Raw genomic sequence first — 17136 nt, forward strand, 5'->3', positions numbered from 1 at the left:
AACTCGTAAAACAGTGCCGCCTGGTCGACCTGCCGAGGACCCATCATCGATTCAAATCTCCACCCACTAAGGGGAAATGAATCAGCGATCTCCTTCGGCTTCAACAGCCGAGTTTTTCAACAAAATCCGCCAGAAGCGGTCGTCGCCGCGAGGTCAGCCTTTGACCGTCTGCCCGAATTCAGCGCATGATTGCCGACCTGACGGGAGGAACCATCCATGCCCAATTGCATCGTTGTCGTTCAGTTCGATTTGCCAAAGCGCTCCGAGGAACTGGCGGTGAAAGGCGGCACTTCGACCGCGCCGACCTATCGCGGCCTCGCCAGGAAAGGATTGATCCGAAAGGACTACCTGAATGGCGAACGCGGCACCGGCGGCGTTTATCTCTGGGACAGCCGTGAATCGGCGGAAGCCTGGTTTACAGAAGCGCGCATCGCTGACTTGACCGAGCGCTTTGGGGTCCAGCCTCGCCTCACCTGGTACGACACATACGTGACGGTCGACAATTTGAAGGGCGAGACCCGCGTCAACGGCAAGGCGATTGAGGCCGTGGCCTGATCAACCTGATCGCCGCATAAGGGGACTGCTCCGATGACGATTATCGACTCCCAGGTCCACGCCTATGAGACGAACACGCCGAAGCGACCTTGGCACAGCGTGCCGAACTGGCCGGATCACGTCACGGGTGACGAGATGGTGGCGGCGATGGACAAGGTCGGCGTCGACGGCGCGATCTTCATCTCCGCCTTTTCCTTGTACCGCTACGACGCCAGCTACGCCGTCGAAGTGCAGCGGGCCCATCCCGGCCGGCTCGCCATCATCAAGCCGGTCGACCCGGATGATCCCAACGTGGCCGACGTCGTCGCCGACTGGAAGAAGACGCCGGGCGCGGTCGGAATCCGCACCATGCTAAGGAAAGAGGAGAAGCGCGCGACCGATGATCCCGGCCTCGACCGGATTGCGCGCGCGGCCGTTCGTTACGACTTTCCACTCAACATCCTGTGCTGGGACAATCTGGACGCGGGCATTGCGCTCATCGATCGCCATCCCGACACGCGATTCATCATCGACCATCTGGGCATCCTGCAGCCACGCGTGCCGCCTGCGCCGCCGCAGCCCTGGACCGACCTCCCGAAGGTGCTGGCACTCGCCAGGCGCCCGAACGCCGTGATCAAGGTCAGCGGCGCCTGCACGCTCTCGCGGGAGCCGTATCCCTTCCCGGACATTTGGGACCCGCTTGCCCGCGTATTTGATGCCTGGGGTTTCGATCGCTGCCTGTGGGGCACGGACTGGACGCGCGCGTTCGCAGTCGTCAACTACGAACAGGCCGTCGAGCCGTTCCTCAAGACAGACCGCCTGAGCGACACCGAGCGGGCAATGCTGATGGGCGGCGCCTGCGCCAAGGCCTATGGCTGGTCACCGACGAAGGGTTAGCATCGGCTAATTGAGGTCGCATTCGCTATGCTGGTGTTGCCTGACCGCAAAGACCGACCATGAGCGACATGTCCGAGAGCTTGCTCCAGAACCGATGGACAGAGTACCAGCGGCTGCTTGAGGTCTGCGCATCTTATGCCGCACTCGTCCGACTCGCCGAAATGGATAATATCCTGAGCCAAGAAGGTGCGACGTGGCCGATTTCACACGAGTGGGCATTGATTGTTCAGAAAGAGACGATATCCGATGAGATGTATAGGAAGGCCCTCGCTGAGGCGGAGCAAAATGTCTCGCGTTTGAAGCGAATGCTGAGTGTCGGGACCAACTTCACCTACGAGGAGATGCTGCTCGCGATTACCCTCCGCGTTGAACTTCAGTTGTTGGCTGAACTTTTATTGAAAAGACGCGGGGCAATCGAGTTTACTCCCGATTTGGCAGACGAGGATCTGCGAGAAGTTTCTGGATATTCTCAGAATGTCTCCGCATTCCGTTCTGCCAAGGCGGCAGCAAAGAGAAACTGGGGTATTTCGATCCGGTCTTCTTGGTTTGAATAAACGAATCAAACCAATCGATTCTTCCTGCGCTACGCAGAAGCCACCGGCAGCCGGGTCCGCGTGCGGCTATCGGCGGCTTGACACGTTAGCGAACATGGCCCGGATGAACGCGGCAACATCCGGCGCCTTCGCTATCTGGTTCCCTGCATATCGCTAACGCTCATGCGGGCTACTTGGTGAGTCACTACCCAAATTGGGTATTGCCTCAGTTTTGAAATTTCGATTTCGGTAACTCGCTTCTTGTAAGGTCCACGAAGAGCAAGCGCCTGGTTTGCATTCATCAGCGCGGCGCAACCAACCTCATGTAATACTTTATCGGCAATTCCTGCAGCGATTGCAGGGGTTACGGCCAATGTCTTTTGAATTCGCATGAAGCTGTGAAAGTAGAAGCAGAGCGTCACGGCGTGGCAATGCTTCTCACCGTGCAACAAACTCCATTCACCGAGTATGATGTGTTGGCTCCGGAATTTAAGGTAGCCGCCGACCCGCTCCGCTCGCCTGCGCGCAGGCTTGTCGCAGGCCGAACTTGCGGCCCGGAAGTGCACCAGCCAATCCACCATCGCGCGGCTTGAAAACGGCCAAACGCTTCCGAGCACCAAGACGATCCTGCGCTACGCAGAAGCCACCGGCAGCCGAGTACGCGTACGGCTATCGGCGGCCTGACGCATCAGTGGGGATGAGCACAGCAACATCTGGCGCCTTCGCTTTCCCTGCATATCGCTACGCTCATGGCTGCGGCGTACTGGATGCCCCGCCGGAGCCTGTCATCGGGCTCGCCGAAGGCGAGACCCGGTGGCGGGGCATGACGGTTTTGCGTGCCGCGAAAATCCGGATCGCTTCCGGTATTCGAGAGCGCAAATGATTGAACCAAAATGATTGAACCATAACGCCCGGACATATGCGGGCGCTTTGCCGTATTTGCGCCCGGAATGTCCCCCTACAGAAGTCTGCTATCGACCATCTGGATCACGCCGCATGGTTGCGCTATCTTTTATCCAACCGGTTAAAAAGCCGGCAGTTTTCAGGGAGAACAACGTGATATCCAAGAAATTAGGTGGGCTTTCACTCGCGGTCGCTGCCGTCGGGCTGTTTTACGCCACGGCACCCGCACTGGCCCAGCAAAAAACCATCACCGTCTGGTTCGGCAAGGGCTTTTACAAATCCGAGGACGACGCGCTGCTCGAGGCGATCAAGAAATTCGAGGCCAAGACCGGCATCAAGGTCGAACTGTCGCAATACGCCATCCAGGACATGATCCCGAAGACGGTAGCGGCGCTGGATTCCGGCACCGTGCCCGATGTCGCCTATTCCGACAGCTATGACGTGCAGGCGCAAGGCAAATGGGCGTTCGAAGGCAAGCTCGAGGATCTCGGCGACATTCTGACGCCGATGAAGTCGGCGTTTGCGCCGAACACGCTGGAAACCGCGCTGCTCTATAACGACGTCGCCAAGAAGAAGGCCTATTACGGCTTTCCGCTGAAGCAGCAGAGCATGCACGTGCAGATCTGGCAGGACATGCTGGAACAGGCCGGCTTCAAGCAGAGCGATATCCCGACCAAGTGGGAAGATTACTGGTCGTTCTGGTGCGACAAGGTGCAGCCGGCGGCGCGCAAGGCCACCGGCCAGCGCGTCTATGCCGTCGGCCAGCCGATGGGCGTGGAATCCACCGACTCGTTCCAGTCGTTCTACACCTTCATGGACGCCTACAACGTCAAGCTGGTCGATGACGACGGCAAGCTGACGGTCGACGATCCCAAGGTGCGGGAAAACCTGATCAAGGCGATGAAGGACTACACCGATACCTACAGCAGGACCTGCTCGCCGCCCTCCTCCACCACCTGGAAGGATCCGGACAACAACGTCGCCTTCCACAACAAGACGATCGTGATGACGCACAATTTCACGATCTCGATCGCGGCGAAATGGCTCGACGACTCCAACAATGCGGCACTGACGCCGGAACAGCGCGCGCTGGGCAAGAAGAACTACGACGAGACCATCATCACTGCCTCGTTCCCGAATAAGCCGGACGGCACGCCGATCAAGTACCGTTCCGACGTCAAGACCGGCCTGATGTTCACGGTCGCCAAGAACAAGGCCGAGGGCAAGGAATTCATCAAGTTCTTGCTGCAGGAGGAAAACCTTCGGCCCTACATCGAAGGCGCGCTCGGCCGCTGGTTCCCGGTGACGACGGCCAGCCAGCAGAGCCCGTTCTGGCAGGCTGACCGGCATCGCAAGGCGGTCTACAATCAGTTCACCGGCGGCACCACGCCGTTCGACTTCACCAAGAACTGGAAGTTCACGATTTTGAACAACGAGAACGTCTGGGCCAAGGCAATGAACCGCGTGGTGAGCGAGAAGGTGCCGGTCGACAAGGCCGTCGACGAACTGATCGCCCGCATCAAGCAGGTCGCGGGTTAAGGTAACCGATACCGGCCGCCGCGAAGTCGTCCCTGCGAAAGCAGGGACCCATACTCCGCGGCGGTCGTTTTGGAAGATGCTGGCCGACGGCTTGCGCACAACAACAAAGGCCGGTGGTTATGGGTCCCTGCTTTCGCAGGGACGACACCGTAACCGCGGTCGGCATTCTAAGAGTGAATGTAAATGGCAATTACGCTTTCGGGCGATCACGCGATACCAAGCCCGCCTCTGTCAGCCCGTTTGACCACACCGCAGGTCTGGGGCATCGTGCTGCTGGCGCCCTATCTGCTCGTGTTCCTCGCCTTCGTGGTCTATCCGGTCGGCTATGGCCTCTGGCTGGCGCGGCATCCGGCGAGCTATGTCGCGCTCTGGCACGACCCGATCTTCGCGCGCGCCGCCGTCAACACGCTGATCTTCCTGCTGGTCGGCATCAACATCAAAATGATGATCGCGCTGTTCCTGTCCGGCTTCTTCGCGCAGCAGCGCACCTGGATCAAATGGCTGTCGGTGCTGTTCATCCTGCCCTGGGCGGTGCCGTCGATTCCAACCATTCTCTCCGTGCGGTTCATGTTCAATCCGGAATGGGGCGTGGTCAACCAGCTGATCTTCAAGTTCACCGGCGAAGATGGCCCGAACTGGCTGAACGATCCGACGGTGGCGCTTTCCATGGCGATCGGCGTGCACATCTGGAAATCGCTGCCGTTCTGGACGCTGATCCTGATGACCGGCCGGCTCGCGATCTCGCACGACCTCTACGAGGCCGCCGAGGTCGACGGCGCGAGCTGGTCGCAGAAATTCCGCTACATCACCTGGCCGTCGATGCAGACGCTCTACATCACCTGCACGCTGCTCTCGATGATCTGGACGCTCGGCGATTTCAACAGCGTCTACCTGCTGACCGGCGGCGGGCCTGCCGACCTCACCCACGTGCTGGCTACCCTCGGCATCCGCTATCTCCGGCTCGATCAACTGAGTCTTGCGATGGCATCCATCGTCTGCGCGCTGCCGTTCGTGCTGCCGCTGGTCTATTTCATGATGAAACGGTTGTCGCGATGAAGCTGCCAACATTCCGCGAAGTCGGCACCGAAACAAAGCTGCTGCTGATCGGCATCCCCGTGTTCATCTGGACCATGGTGCCGATCTATCACATGTTCCTGTTCGCGATCTCGCCGAAGGAGGACGCGTTTTCGGGAAAACTCTGGCCCACGCATCCGACGCTGAATAATTTCAACATCGTGTTCCACCAGCAGCATTACTTCCTGCGCGATTTCTGGATCCAGTTCCTCAATTCGGTGGTGATCGCGCTTTCGGCGGGCGCGTTGACCTTGATGATCGCGACCGCAGCCGCGTTCTCGATCTCGCGGCTGCGCGTGCCCGGCGGACGCTGGGTGATGAACCTGGCGCTGTTCACCTATTTCATCCCGGCGGCGTTCCTCGCCGTGCCGATGTATCGGACCATGGGAAATTACGGCCTCTTGAACAATCACTGGTCGCTGATTCTCGCGATGGTGACGATCGCTTCCCCTTACGCGATCTGGGTGCTGAAGCAGGCGTCCGACAAGCTGCCAGTCGAACTCGACGAAGCCGCCACCATGGACGGCGCCACCACGCTGCAACTGTTCCGCCTGGTCTATGTGCCGCTGATGATGCCCTCGCTGGTCGCGATCGGAACCTACGCGATCCTGCTGGCATGGAACGAATATCTCTACGCCTTCCTGCTGCTCTCCAAGGACACCGAGATCACGCTCCCCGTGGCGCTCGGCAACTTCCTGGCCGCGGACGATTCGCCGTGGGAATTGCTGATGACCACCGGCTTCATCTACGCGCTGCCGCCGGCTGCGATCTATTACGCGTTCAAGCGCTACATGGTGGGGGGACTGACCGCGGGGGCGGTGAAATCGTGACAGTCGCCATCCCGTCATTCCGGGATGGTCCGCAGGACCAGACCTCAGATGTGCAATTGCACATCGGGGAATCTCGAGATTCTCAGGTGCGCAATTGCGCACCATAGTTCGATGCTTCGCATCGCCCCGAAATGACGGAGAGCTACAGCGGCGCGGCGCTCTTGGCTTCCGAGCTCGACAATTTCGAGGCGAGCGAAGCGATCACGATGACCACCGCGATCAGCGCGATCACCATGGTGCAGATCGCGTTGATCTCGGGCTTCACCCCCAGCCGCACCTCGGAATAGATCCGGATCGGCAGCGTCGCCGAGCCAGGGCCAGTCGTGAAACTCGCGATCACGACATCGTCGAGCGAGAGCGTGAAGGCCAGCATCCAGCCTGCGGCAATCGCCGGAATGATCAGCGGCAAGGTCACGCGAAGAAACGCCTGGACCGGATCGCAGCCGAGATCCATCGCGGCCTCCTCAAGGCTACGGTCGAGCGAGGCGAGGCGCGACTGCACCACCACGGTGACGAAGCACATGGTCAGCGTGGTGTGGGCGATCGTCACCGTCCAGAAGCCGCGCTCGGCGTTCAGCGCCACGAACAGCAACAATAGAGAAAGCCCCGAGATCACCTCCGGCATCACCAGCGGCGCATAGAGCATGCCTGAAAACAGCGAACGCCCCCTGAAGCGCTCGCCGCGGACCAGCCCGACCGCCGCCAGCGTACCGAGCAGCGTTGCGATCGTGGCGGAAACCGCGGCGACGCGAAGGCTCATCCAGGCGGCGTCGAGCATCGCGCGATCGTTGAGGAACTCGTAATACCAGCGCAGCGACCAGCCGCCCCACACGGTGACGAGCCGCGAGGCGTTGAAGGAATAGATGACGAGGATCACGATCGGCAGGTACAGAAACGCCATCCCGAACACGAGCGCGGTGATGTTGAACGACGAGAGCCTGTTGACCTTGCCGGCCATCAATTCGCCCCTCCGAGCTGACGGCGCTGCAGCCGGTCGTAGAGCAGCAGCGGCGGCACCAGCAGCACCAGCAACGCGACGGCGGCCGCTGCGGCGACCGGCCAGTCCTTGTTGGTGAAGAATTCCAGCCACAGCGTCTGGCCGATCATCATCGAGCCGGAGCCGGCGAGCAGATCGGGAATCACGAACTCGCCGACGATCGGGATGAAGCACAGCAGCGCGCCGGCGCCGACGCCCGGCAAGGACAGCGGAAACGTCACCAGCCAGAACGCTCTCCCCGGCGACGCACCGAGGTCGCTTGCGGCTTCCAGCAGCGAAGGATCCATCCTGGCGAGCGTCGCATAGAGCGGCAGGATCATGAACGGCAGATAGGAATAGACAATGCCGATATACATCGCGGTGTCGGTCGAGAGCCAGACCACCGGCGTCGAGACCAGATGCAGCGCGAGCAGAATCTTGTTCAGCAGCCCGTCATGCTGCAAAATATTGATCCAGGCATAGATGCGGATCAGGAACGAGGTCCAGAACGGAATGATGACCAGCATCATCGCAATCGCCTGCCAGCGTTGCGGCAGCCGCGCCATGCCATAGGCGATGGGATAGCCGATCAACAGCAGGATCAGTGTCGAGGTCACCGCGACGACGAGGCTGCGCAAATAAGAGCTGATGTAGAGGCTGTCCGAGACCAGCAGCGTGAAATTATCCAGCGAGAGCTGTGCGAAGGCCGCCGTGATCGCCACCCACCCTTCGGTGAAATCGAACACCGGCAGATAGGGCGGCTGCGCGATCGCGGTCTGCGACAGACTGATCTTCAGCACGAAGCCGAACGGCACCAGGAAGAACAGCACCATCCAGACATAGGGCGCGATCGCGGCGTAGCGCGCCGGCTGCGCGAAAATGCGGCGCGCGCTCATTGCTCCAGCACCACGCAATCATCAGGCGTGAACCACGCCACCACGCGCTGGCCAGCGCCAAGGGTATCGATATCGAGCCGCGCCGTATTGGCCATCGACGAGCGCACCACCGCGCCGGAATCGAGCTTGACGTTGTAGACGGTCGAGCCGCCGAGATAGCCGACATCGGTGACGACGCCTTCGAGCCGGTTGATCGCCTGCGAATTGACCGACGCCAGACCGCGGCGCGACAGTTTTACCTTCTCGGGGCGGATCGCGACCGTGACGCTGGTCTTGGTAATGGGCTGGCGCGGCTCCGCGACCACGATGGCGCCGCCGTCGCGGGTCGCAACCGTCAGGCGATGAAGCTCGTGCGACGTGACTTCGCCCTCGAACAAATTGACGTCGCCGACGAACTCGGCGACCCAGCGCGAGGCCGGCGCCTCATAAAGGTCGCGCGGGATCGCCACCTGTTGAAGCCGGCCGGCATCCATCACGCCGATTCTGTTGGCCATCGTCATCGCCTCTTCCTGGTCGTGGGTGACGATGATGAAGGTCATGCCGAGCCGGCGCTGCAGCTCCATCAATTCCAGTTGCGTGCTCTCACGCAGCTTTTTGTCGAGCGCCGCCAGGGGCTCGTCGAGCAACAGGACCTTGGGCCGCCGCGCCAGCGATCGCGCCAGCGCCACGCGCTGCTTCTGGCCGCCTGAAAGCTGGTCCGGCTTGCGCTTCTCCATACCCCCGAGCTTGACCAACGCCACCATCTCGGCGACGCGGGTATCGATGGCGGCGCGCGGCATCCCGGCGCGCTTCAGCCCGAACGCGATATTGTCCCGCACGCTGAGATGCGGAAACAGCGCGTAATTCTGGAACATCATGTTGACCGACCGCTCGTGCGGCAGCACCGGCGCGATGTCGCGGCCGCCAAGCAGGATGCGGCCCTCGTCGGGCGTCTCGAAGCCGGCAAGCATCCGCAGCAACGTGGTCTTGCCGCAGCCGCTAGGCCCCAACAGCGCAAAGAACTCGCCCGCCCCGATGTCGAGCGAGAGCCGGTCCACCGCGCGAAAACTGCCGAAGCTCTTGGAGACTCCCTCGATACGGAGCAGCGGCATGTCATCGGCCGCGTCGACAGACGAAGCAGGCCTCGCCGGCACGGCTGCCGTATCGATTTTCGGCGTATCGATATCAGGCGATTCCCCGGTCATGCCACCTGCCAGTCCTGTCATGGTCGCACGCTAGCGGCGGATTGGCATCGGCTCAACCGGCCCGGAACCAGCAGCCACAATATTCTGGATGCGGGTGCCGTCTCTGGTAAGGTTCGGAGCTCGCAGAAAGCCGGCCGCCGCGCGCGATACGAAGCATCGGGAGGGATTTGATGACTGTTCGGAATCTACTGGCCGCGACGGCGATTTCCTCCCTGCTCGCCAGCTCGGCCGCCACACAGGAAGCCCTCGTGAGCTACAAATCGTTGAGCCCCGAACTGGCGCTCGACCTGGCGCGCGCGACGTTGGCGGATTGCAGAAAGCGCGGCTTTCAGGTGACGGTCGCCGTCGTCGACCGCTTCGGCGTCACGCAAGTCTTGCTGCGCGACCGCTTCGCGGGCCCTCACACAGTGTCGACCGCTTCGGGCAAGGCATGGACCGCGGTCAGTTTTCGCACCAGCACCACCGAACTCAACGCCATCAGCCAGCCCGGCATGATGCAGGCCGGAATCCGCAACCTGCCGGGCGCCGTCATCATCGGCGGCGGGCTGACGGTCGAAGCCGGCGGCTCGCTGCTGGGCGCCGTCGGCGTCTCCGGGGCTCCCGGCGGCGACGCGGACGAGGCCTGCGCCAAGGCGGGCATCGACGCCGTCCGCGACAAGCTCGATTTCTAGGCCTGCATTTGCGTCGAAGACGTAGCGTTCAGCTTTTGCCTTGCTGCCGTCCGATCAGCCCTCGCGGCTGAGCCGGTCGTACAGCTTCGCTGCGTTATCCCAATTGATGGTCTCCATGAAGGCATCGACATAGGCTCCTGCCTTGGCGCCATAATCCATGTGATAGGCGTGTTCGTACATGTCGAGCGCAATCACCGGCCGGCCGCCGGCGACGGCATTGGTGTGATCGGCCGCCCATTGATTGACCAGTCGCTTGTCGTGAGGCGAATAAGACAGCAGCACCCAACCGGAACCGCCACCTTCCGCCTTGCCCATCGCGGAGAATTCGGCGCGCCAGCGATCGATGCTGCCGAAATCGCGTGCAATCGCGTCTCCCAGCGCGCCTCGCGCAGCACCGCCGCCACCCAGACTGTCGAAATAGGCCTCGTGCAAAATCATTGAGTTCATCGCGACCAGCTCTTCGCGCTTGAGGCCGTTGATCAGAAAATTCGGCGCCTTGGCAAAGTCCAGCTCCATCAATTGGACAGCGATGGCGTTCAAACGCTTCACCGCGCCTACATAGTTGTTCTCATAGTGGCTTATGAGAATTTTCTCGGAAATTCCCTTCACTGACTTCGGATCGAGCGAGAACGGCTTGATCTCATAGGCCATGCGCTTTGCTCCTGGTTGCTGCGCGGTCTCTGCATTCGCGGATCGTTGACCGAGCGTCGAAACCGCTGCGATCCCGGCGACCAGCCCAGCACTCTTGATGAAGTCCCGACGTTCCATGTTTTCTGCCATCGTTCACTCCAAGGGTTTGCCCTGCCCCAGATTCGTCGCGGCGCTCATCGCGCATCCGATGCGCCATGGGCGCATCGTCGTCGCGACGGAGCGAGAAAAAACGTGGAATGAGATCGGATTGGCGGCTGACACACTGCGTCCCTGGATGGTTTTCAAAACCGGACGCGATTCTTCGGCATGTCGCCTCGTGGGGAGATCGCTTCCCCATGGCGAGGATGACACCAGCGGAGGTCCGCCCTGTCAATCTCACGCGCTGTAACAATCAGGCGACGGAACCCTAATACCTCGGCCTATGATCGACCACCCACCGGCGGGCGTGCTCGACGGGCTTTCCGAGGTGGGGCGACACCATCGCGCGCACAGCCATAACGCTCGGCAAAGCCTCCATGGCCGCACGCCAGGCGGCGATGCGTGGCTTGCTATTGAGCATCTGCTGTCCTTCCGGCGTGAGGCCGAGACTCGTCATTGTCGGCAACATGAAGAAGTCGGCGAGCGTTGGCCGGTCATTGACCAGGAATTTCCGGCCGGGACTGAGGTCATTTTCCATAACATCAAGGCCGATCGCGATCTTCGGCAGCGCAGCGGCGACGACCTTTTCATCCGGCGTGATGCCGAGAACCGGGTAGATCAAACGCTCATGGCTGAGATGGTAGGCAATGTACGGATAATAGTAGTTATTCAACGCGCTGATCCATCGGTTCATCCGCGCCCGCTCTCGCGGATCGTCGGGCTGAAGCGGCGGACCATCGAACGCCTGATCGACATAGGCGGCGATCGCGGAGGTTTCGTAGAGCACGAACCCGTCGTGGTCGAGGATCGGGACGCGGTTGAACGGATGCAGCGCGAGATGGCGTGGGCTGCCCATCTCCTGCTCCAGATCGCAGAACGTGAACGGCACGCCTTTCTCGGTCAGCACGAGCCGAACGACGTTCACGAAGGTGCTGACCGGGAAGCCGTAAACAGTGACATTGCCCACAGGACGCTCCCTCAACGCCAGAACGGCTTTTCCGCTTCGCGCATTGCCTCCTCCCGGGACACGCCGATGTCCTTGAGAAGGTAATCGTTTAGCTCGGCCAGTTCGCCGAGCTGCCTACGCTGCCGGCTTCGGTCGATCCAGAATCCCAGCGTGCGTAACCATGCGTCAATCGAACTTGATGAGGCAGATTGTTGACGAAGGGCCCGCATGCCGGCGGGTTCGCGCGGGAAGGTCAGTCCTTGCGGAGAATAATTTGACATGACAAAGCTCCAGAATGCGCCGGAACATCTGCGGAGTCCCAGTGAGAAGCCGGATCAATAGAGCCAGGCAAGGCTTGCGCGCAAAGCATCGTTTCTCTAGCCTGACCGAGTTTTTCTCATGAAGGTCGGGTCATGCTTCGCCGCCTGCCGCCGTTGAATGCGCTCAAGGCCTTCGAGGCCGCCGCACGGCATGAGAGTTTCACCCGCGCCGCTGAGGAACTATGCGTCACGCAGGGCGCGGTCAGCCATCAGGTCAAGGCCCTGGAAGCGGAGCTCGGCATCAAGCTGTTCAACCGCGAACGCCAGCGACTGGTCATCACCGGCGCCGGCCGCGACTACCTCACTGTCGTGCGCGATGCACTGGACCGCATCGCCGTCGGCACGGAGCGCCTGATGCAACGCCAGAGTTCGGGTGTTCTGACGGTCAGCACCTCGCCGGATTTCGCCGCCAAGTGGCTGGTGCACCGGCTAGGTCGTTTTTCCGAATCCCATCCCGAAATCGATCTGCGAATTTCGGCGACCATGCACCATGTCGACTTCGCGAGAGAGGATGTCGATCTTGCAGTCCGGCACGGTGACGGCAACTGGCCCGGTCACGATGTGATACGACTGTCTCCCGAGCAATTATTCGTTGTCTGCAGTCCCAAGCTCCTTGCGGGGCGTCTCCGTCTGGTCCGGCCTTCGGATGTCCTGAAGTTTCCCCTCCTCCACCTCGACGATCGCAAGGCGTGGACAAGGTGGCTCGAGGTTGCCGGCGTTCCGGACGCAGAGCTTTCACAGGGTCCGGTGTTGAATCGCGCCAGCATGGTTATCGATGCCGCGGTCGACGGCCAGGGAATAGCACTCGCGCGCACCACGCTTGCAGCGTGGGACCTCATCTGCGGGCGCCTCGTTCGGCCGTTCAAGGATGCAAGCCGGCTTTCCAGGACCTACTGGATCGTCTGTCCGAAGGCCACGTCCGACCTTCCCAAGATCAAGCTGTTTCAGGATTGGCTGCTGGCTGAAGCAGCGCATGACCATCGGCATTTGCAAAAGCTGGGACCAAAAGCAGCCTGACCGCCGTACCAGATACCTGCCCTCGTACAACGGAACAAGAACAATGAACCGGGACAGATACGATCTTCCGCTGACCACCGCCTCCGATCGCGCCGCGGCGCATTACCGTGACGGCGTCGACTGCATGCTGTCGGCCTGGCACGGTGCCGAGGACGCCTTCGACAAGGCGATCGCGGAAGATCCGGGCTTTGCGCTGGCGCGTATCGGCCGCGCGCGGCTGCATCAACTCAACATGGAGGGCGGCAAGGCGCGCGCCATGGCGGCGCAGGCCCGGGAGCTGGCCGCCGGCGCGAGCCAGCGCGAAAAAAACCATGTCGAGATCATGGCCGCCGTGATCGAGAGCAAGCCGAAAGTCGCCGTGACCGGCGCCGAGGCGCATCTCGAAGAATATCCGCGCGATGCGCAGGTGCTGTCGATCCTGCTCGGCGCGTTCGGCCTTTACGCGTTCTCGGGCCGTCCCGACCACGATGCCGCCAAGCTCGCGATCTGCGAACGCCACGCGCGGCATTATGGCGAGGACTGGTGGTTTGTCAGCTACCTCGGCTGGTCGCACACCGAGGCGGGCAATCTCTCCACCGGCCGGACACTGTCCGAGCGCGCCATGGCGCTGCGTGCGGAAAACGCCAACGCCGCGCATGGCCTCTCGCATGCGATGTTCGAGCAAGGTGACATGGCGGTGGGCCGCGAGTTTCTCGCGCAATGGATGCCTTCGCATGATCGCAAGAGTTTTCTGCATGGGCATCTTGCCTGGCACGTCGCGCTGACCAACCTCGACGAGGGCGATCTTGATGGTGCGCTCGCGATCTACGAACAGCATATCAAGCCGGCAGGCCGGCCCTATCCGCCGCTGAACATCTTCACCGACGGCGCCTCGCTGCTGTGGCGGTTGTCGCTGGCCGGCAAGGCCGGGCTGGAGCCGCATTGGCGGGAGGTAGCGGCCTATGGCGAGAAATATTTTCCACAAGCCGGGGCGCACTTTGCCGACGTGCATTTTGCGCTGGCCGCGGCAATGGCAGGCGGCGATGCGCTGGACACGCGACTGGCCCAACTGGAAGCGCGCGCGGCTGACGGCAAGCTGGCGCCGGGCGGCTGCGCGATCGACCTCTGTCGCGGCATCGGTGCGTTTGCGGCAGGCGATCATGACGGTGCGGTCCGCCTGCTCGAACCTGCGATTTCCGAGCTGGCGCGGATCGGCGGCAGCCACGCCCAGCGCCAGTTATGGGAAGACACGCTGATCGTCGCCTATATGCGCGCCGGTCACGGCGACAAGGCCGCCCGGCGCATCTCGGCGCGGCTCGACTGCAGGCCTTCGGCGCGCGACGAAGCCTGGTCGCGGCAGGCGCAGCGAAACTAAAGCCGTCCGTGAGATCAGCTACGACGCTCGACGGCAAATACCTCGATTGCCGCCGCGCGACCCCGCAAGCGCGCCTCCCCGAGTGCTTCCACGGCGAAAGTCGGCTTGAGCTTCATGTGGCGCAACAACTCGGCCGACACCAGCAAATTCCGGCCGACCTCCTTGCAGTGCTCCTGCAGCCGCGCCGTCACGTTCACGGTATCGCCGAAATAGGCAAGCTGGCGGCGCGAGCTGCCGCACTCGCTGATCACGACGTGACCGGCATGCAGGCCGGCGCGAAAGCTCGGCACCATGCCGAACTCCTGCCGGTACGAGTCCGCTTTTTCAGCAATGCTGTCGGCAATCGCGTAGAAGCAGTCGATGCAGCGTCCGCCCGACATCCGCTCGTCAAGCGGCCACGTCACGATGACCTCATCGCCGACATAGGCGTGAACCTCGCCGCCATGCGCGACGATCGCGCCGTCGATGTCGAAGAAGAACCGGGTGAGCAGGCCCTGCACGCGCAACTCCCCCATCGCCTCGGCGAGCGAGGTCGAGCCTGCGAGGTCGAGGAACATCAGCACGCGCGCTTCCCGCACCGGGCTTCGATAGCGCCCGAGCGCTACGTTGAACAGCACGCGGCTGCCGACCAGCCGTGTCAATTCGTAGGCCAACCCGACGAACAGCGACGCGAAAAATCCGATCGCAACGATCCCGGGGAAAGCGCCAAACAGCCATTTCGCCTCGATCCGATGCCAATAAAGCAGCGCCTCCAGACTCACAATGACTGATGCAACGACGACGGCCATGGTCGCTGAGCGCACCGCCAAATCGATCAGCAACGGCCACTTGTTGATCCACGCACTTCGTCGTGACGTAAAGTAGAGATGAACACCCCAGCCGGCCAGCGTCATTCCCATCCCGTGAAAGCCGCTACGGAGATAGTTCGGCACCGAGGCTTCGATCGGAAGGTCAAAGAAGTAGCGATAGGCCATCCCGCCAAGGAAGCCATTCACTGCAAAAACCAGCGTTGGGTTTATCGAGCGACGCATCTCAGCTCCAGCGTCGTTGCCGCCATGAACGCCGCCAGCGCGTCGCGATCCGCCGGCTGCATGGTGAGGCCGAGCTTGGTGCGCCGCCACAAGACGTCGTCCGGAAAACGCGCCCATTCCTTTTGCATGAGATAGCGTACTTCGGCTGCCGTCAATTCCGGCCCGAAGGCCGGGCCGAGGTCGCTGCGCGCCTTGGCGTCACCGAGGATAACCTTGGCGTTCGACCCGTAGGCGGCGACCAGACGCCTCGCCTGGTCTTCGCCGAGAAACCGCCAGCGGTCGCGTACTTCATCGACCTCGTTATCGAAGCGGTCCCAGGCAAAATCGCCGCCAGGCAGCGGCGCCTTCGCGGTCCAGCGCGCCGACATCGGATAGAACGGCGTCAGCTTCGATACCGCCCGCTCCGCGCGCAGCCGCGAGGTGGTGACGTCGCCGCCGAAAATATTGAGCAGCGGCGCCTTGCCGCGCCCATGGTCGAGCGTTATCGCCCCATCGCGCTGATGTCGCCCGCCTGCGGAAGCCGGCACCATGTTGGCGCCCGAAAGCGTGCGCACCACGTCGACCGTCTCGATCCGCTCGCGGAAATAGCGGTTCGCCGCATCGCAGAGATAGGCGACGTCGCCAGCCGCCATCGCGACGATGGCGGGATCGCCCTTGAAGGCATGGCTGACGGTGCCGATCAGGGTAAAATCCCGCTCATAGGGACTGGCGAAAATCAGCTGTCCGTCGCTGTTCTGGAACACATAGACGTTGTCGCTGTCGAACAGGCGGCGGACGACGATCTGGTCCATCTGTACGGCGGCCACCTTCGGCGGCGGCACGCGCAACACCGTCTCGGCGACCGACGACGTCCAGGCGCCGGTGGCGTTGGCGACCGCCCTTGCCGTGACGATCTGGCGAAAGCCGCGATCTTTCGTCGCCAGCCGCCATTCCTTGCCGCGTTCGGCCCGGGTGCAGCGCGCGCCGGTGCGAATCACCGCGCCACGCGCCGCGGCATCGACGGCGGTAAGAACCACCAGCCGGGAATCGTCCACGACGCAGTCGGAATATTCGAAGGCGGTGCCGAACGGGCGCTTCAGCGCGTTGCCCACGGGATGATGGGTGACGTCGACGGTCGCCGAGGCCGGCAGATCGTTGCGCGAGGCCAGCCGGTCGTACAACAGCAGCCATGAGCGCAACTGCCAGGCCGGGCGTTCGTCGGAATGGGCAGGGATAGCAAACCGCATCGGGCGAACCAGATGCGGCGCTATCCTGAGCCAGACGTCGCGCTCGGCCAGCGCCGAACGGACGCGGAGAAAATGCCGGCGCTCCAGGCCTGCGAGATCGCCATGGATCAGCCGCGGCGAGGCCGAGGAGGCGCCCGCGCCGAGATCGCCCTGCTCCAGCAGGATCACGCGCAAGCCGCGTCCAGCGGCGTCGCGCGCGATGCTGACGCCGTTCAATCCGCCGCCAATGATCGCGAGATCGTAGTCCGCCATACGCAAGCTAGTGAGAGAGAATCTGATATCACTACACTAGGTGGTGTGGACATTTAGCGGAGCCATAGGACGATGGCGGCGAGAGTAACGACGGCCCGATAGTTTCGGGCGGTCTTTTCGAAGCGGGTTGCGACGCGGCGGAACTGCTTGAGTTTTGAGAAGCA

19 protein-coding genes and 1 pseudogene are annotated in these 17136 nt (G+C 62.1%); 10 read left to right on the forward strand and 10 right to left on the reverse strand.

Going from position 1 to position 17136, the window contains the following annotated elements; all coding sequences use genetic code 11:
• Nucleotides 1-216: 216 nt before the first annotated feature.
• The 3 genes from C7G61_RS40170 to C7G61_RS40180 are packed head-to-tail and all read left to right on the forward strand — an operon-like array spanning nt 217 to nt 1985.
• On the forward strand, nt 217-555 hold the full coding sequence (locus C7G61_RS40170; RefSeq protein WP_108523109.1) for a monooxygenase: 339 nt from the start codon (nt 217-219) through the stop codon (nt 553-555).
• 33 nt (nt 556-588) lie between these two features.
• Entirely contained in the window at nt 589-1431 is an 843-nt protein-coding gene (locus tag C7G61_RS40175) for an amidohydrolase family protein (protein ID WP_108523110.1), read from the forward strand.
• 59 nt (nt 1432-1490) lie between these two features.
• Nucleotides 1491-1985, forward strand: a complete 495-nt coding sequence (locus tag C7G61_RS40180) for a hypothetical protein (RefSeq protein WP_108523111.1) — start codon at nt 1491-1493, stop codon at nt 1983-1985.
• Nucleotides 1986-2116: 131 nt separating this feature from the next.
• Here C7G61_RS40180 and C7G61_RS46585 read toward each other — a convergent pair whose 3' ends face one another.
• Complete coding sequence (locus C7G61_RS46585) at nt 2117-2413, reverse strand: hypothetical protein (RefSeq protein WP_244608709.1); 297 nt, start codon at nt 2411-2413, stop codon at nt 2117-2119.
• Between the two features lie 82 nt (nt 2414-2495).
• Here C7G61_RS46585 and C7G61_RS46590 point away from each other — a divergent pair, with 82 nt between their 5' ends.
• The 4 genes from C7G61_RS46590 (at nt 2496) to C7G61_RS40200 (ending at nt 6310) form a co-directional block, all read left to right on the forward strand.
• A complete protein-coding gene (locus C7G61_RS46590; RefSeq protein WP_244608710.1) occupies nt 2496-2648 on the forward strand; it encodes a helix-turn-helix domain-containing protein in 153 nt (50 codons plus the stop codon).
• Nucleotides 2649-3020: 372 nt separating this feature from the next.
• Nucleotides 3021-4406, forward strand: a complete 1386-nt coding sequence (locus C7G61_RS40190; protein WP_108523112.1) for an ABC transporter substrate-binding protein — start codon at nt 3021-3023, stop codon at nt 4404-4406.
• Nucleotides 4407-4589: 183 nt separating this feature from the next.
• The gene (locus C7G61_RS40195; RefSeq protein WP_108523113.1) at nt 4590-5462 is read left to right on the forward strand and encodes a carbohydrate ABC transporter permease; all 873 of its coding nucleotides are present in this window, start codon (nt 4590-4592) and stop codon (nt 5460-5462) included.
• On the forward strand, nt 5459-6310 hold the full coding sequence (locus tag C7G61_RS40200) for a carbohydrate ABC transporter permease (RefSeq protein WP_108523114.1): 852 nt from the start codon (nt 5459-5461) through the stop codon (nt 6308-6310). Before C7G61_RS40195 ends, C7G61_RS40200 begins: the two co-directional genes overlap by 4 nt.
• A 142-nt stretch (nt 6311-6452) precedes the next feature.
• On the opposite strand, the gene C7G61_RS40210 is transcribed toward C7G61_RS40200, so the two are convergent.
• Genes C7G61_RS40210 through C7G61_RS40220 form a run of 3 tightly spaced genes read right to left on the reverse strand, consistent with a single transcriptional unit; the run spans nt 6453 to nt 9366 of the window.
• Nucleotides 6453-7268: an ABC transporter permease gene (locus C7G61_RS40210; protein ID WP_108523115.1), complete on the reverse strand. Its 816-nt coding sequence runs from the start codon at nt 7266-7268 to the stop codon at nt 6453-6455.
• On the reverse strand, nt 7268-8182 hold the full coding sequence (locus C7G61_RS40215) for an ABC transporter permease (RefSeq protein WP_108523116.1): 915 nt from the start codon (nt 8180-8182) through the stop codon (nt 7268-7270). Before C7G61_RS40215 ends, C7G61_RS40210 begins: the two co-directional genes overlap by 1 nt.
• Nucleotides 8179-9366, reverse strand: coding sequence for an ABC transporter ATP-binding protein (locus C7G61_RS40220; RefSeq protein ID WP_190242224.1), 1188 nt, complete (start codon nt 9364-9366; stop codon nt 8179-8181). Before C7G61_RS40220 ends, C7G61_RS40215 begins: the two co-directional genes overlap by 4 nt.
• Nucleotides 9367-9536: 170 nt before the next feature.
• Here C7G61_RS40220 and C7G61_RS40225 point away from each other — a divergent pair, with 170 nt between their 5' ends.
• A complete protein-coding gene (locus C7G61_RS40225; protein WP_108523117.1) occupies nt 9537-10037 on the forward strand; it encodes a GlcG/HbpS family heme-binding protein in 501 nt (166 codons plus the stop codon).
• A 54-nt stretch (nt 10038-10091) separates the two neighbouring features.
• Here the strand turns inward: C7G61_RS40225 and C7G61_RS40230 are convergent, their stop codons facing one another.
• The 3 genes from C7G61_RS40230 to C7G61_RS40240 all read right to left on the reverse strand — a co-directional run bounded on the left by C7G61_RS40230 (nt 10092) and on the right by C7G61_RS40240 (nt 12053).
• Nucleotides 10092-10688 carry a superoxide dismutase gene (locus C7G61_RS40230; RefSeq protein ID WP_108523123.1) on the reverse strand — a complete coding sequence of 199 codons (597 nt, stop codon included), beginning with the start codon at nt 10686-10688 and terminating at the stop codon, nt 10092-10094.
• Between the two features lie 406 nt (nt 10689-11094).
• The gene (locus C7G61_RS40235) at nt 11095-11793 is read right to left on the reverse strand and encodes a glutathione S-transferase family protein (protein WP_108523118.1); all 699 of its coding nucleotides are present in this window, start codon (nt 11791-11793) and stop codon (nt 11095-11097) included.
• Between the two features lie 11 nt (nt 11794-11804).
• A complete protein-coding gene (locus C7G61_RS40240; RefSeq protein WP_244608711.1) occupies nt 11805-12053 on the reverse strand; it encodes a DUF1127 domain-containing protein in 249 nt (82 codons plus the stop codon).
• 132 nt (nt 12054-12185) lie between these two features.
• On the opposite strand from C7G61_RS40240, the gene C7G61_RS40245 reads away from it, so the two are divergent.
• Nucleotides 12186-13109, forward strand: coding sequence for a transcriptional regulator GcvA (locus C7G61_RS40245; RefSeq protein ID WP_108523119.1), 924 nt, complete (start codon nt 12186-12188; stop codon nt 13107-13109).
• A gap of 43 nt (nt 13110-13152) precedes the next feature.
• On the forward strand, nt 13153-14463 hold the full coding sequence (locus C7G61_RS40250) for a tetratricopeptide repeat protein (RefSeq protein WP_244608712.1): 1311 nt from the start codon (nt 13153-13155) through the stop codon (nt 14461-14463).
• 14 nt (nt 14464-14477) lie between these two features.
• On the opposite strand, the gene C7G61_RS40255 is transcribed toward C7G61_RS40250, so the two are convergent.
• From C7G61_RS40255 to C7G61_RS40265, 3 genes and pseudogenes are all read right to left on the reverse strand, one after another.
• Entirely contained in the window at nt 14478-15494 is a 1017-nt protein-coding gene (locus C7G61_RS40255) for an adenylate/guanylate cyclase domain-containing protein (protein ID WP_108523120.1), read from the reverse strand.
• Nucleotides 15479-16972: a glycerol-3-phosphate dehydrogenase gene (locus C7G61_RS40260; RefSeq protein ID WP_108523121.1), complete on the reverse strand. Its 1494-nt coding sequence runs from the start codon at nt 16970-16972 to the stop codon at nt 15479-15481. Before C7G61_RS40260 ends, C7G61_RS40255 begins: the two co-directional genes overlap by 16 nt.
• 53 nt (nt 16973-17025) lie before the next feature.
• A pseudogene (locus tag C7G61_RS40265) lies at nt 17026-17136 on the reverse strand (IS5/IS1182 family transposase); the annotation flags it as partial.

The sequence above is a fragment of the Bradyrhizobium algeriense genome (assembly GCF_003062295.1).
GTDB classification, from domain to species: Bacteria; Pseudomonadota; Alphaproteobacteria; order Rhizobiales; family Xanthobacteraceae; genus Bradyrhizobium; species Bradyrhizobium algeriense.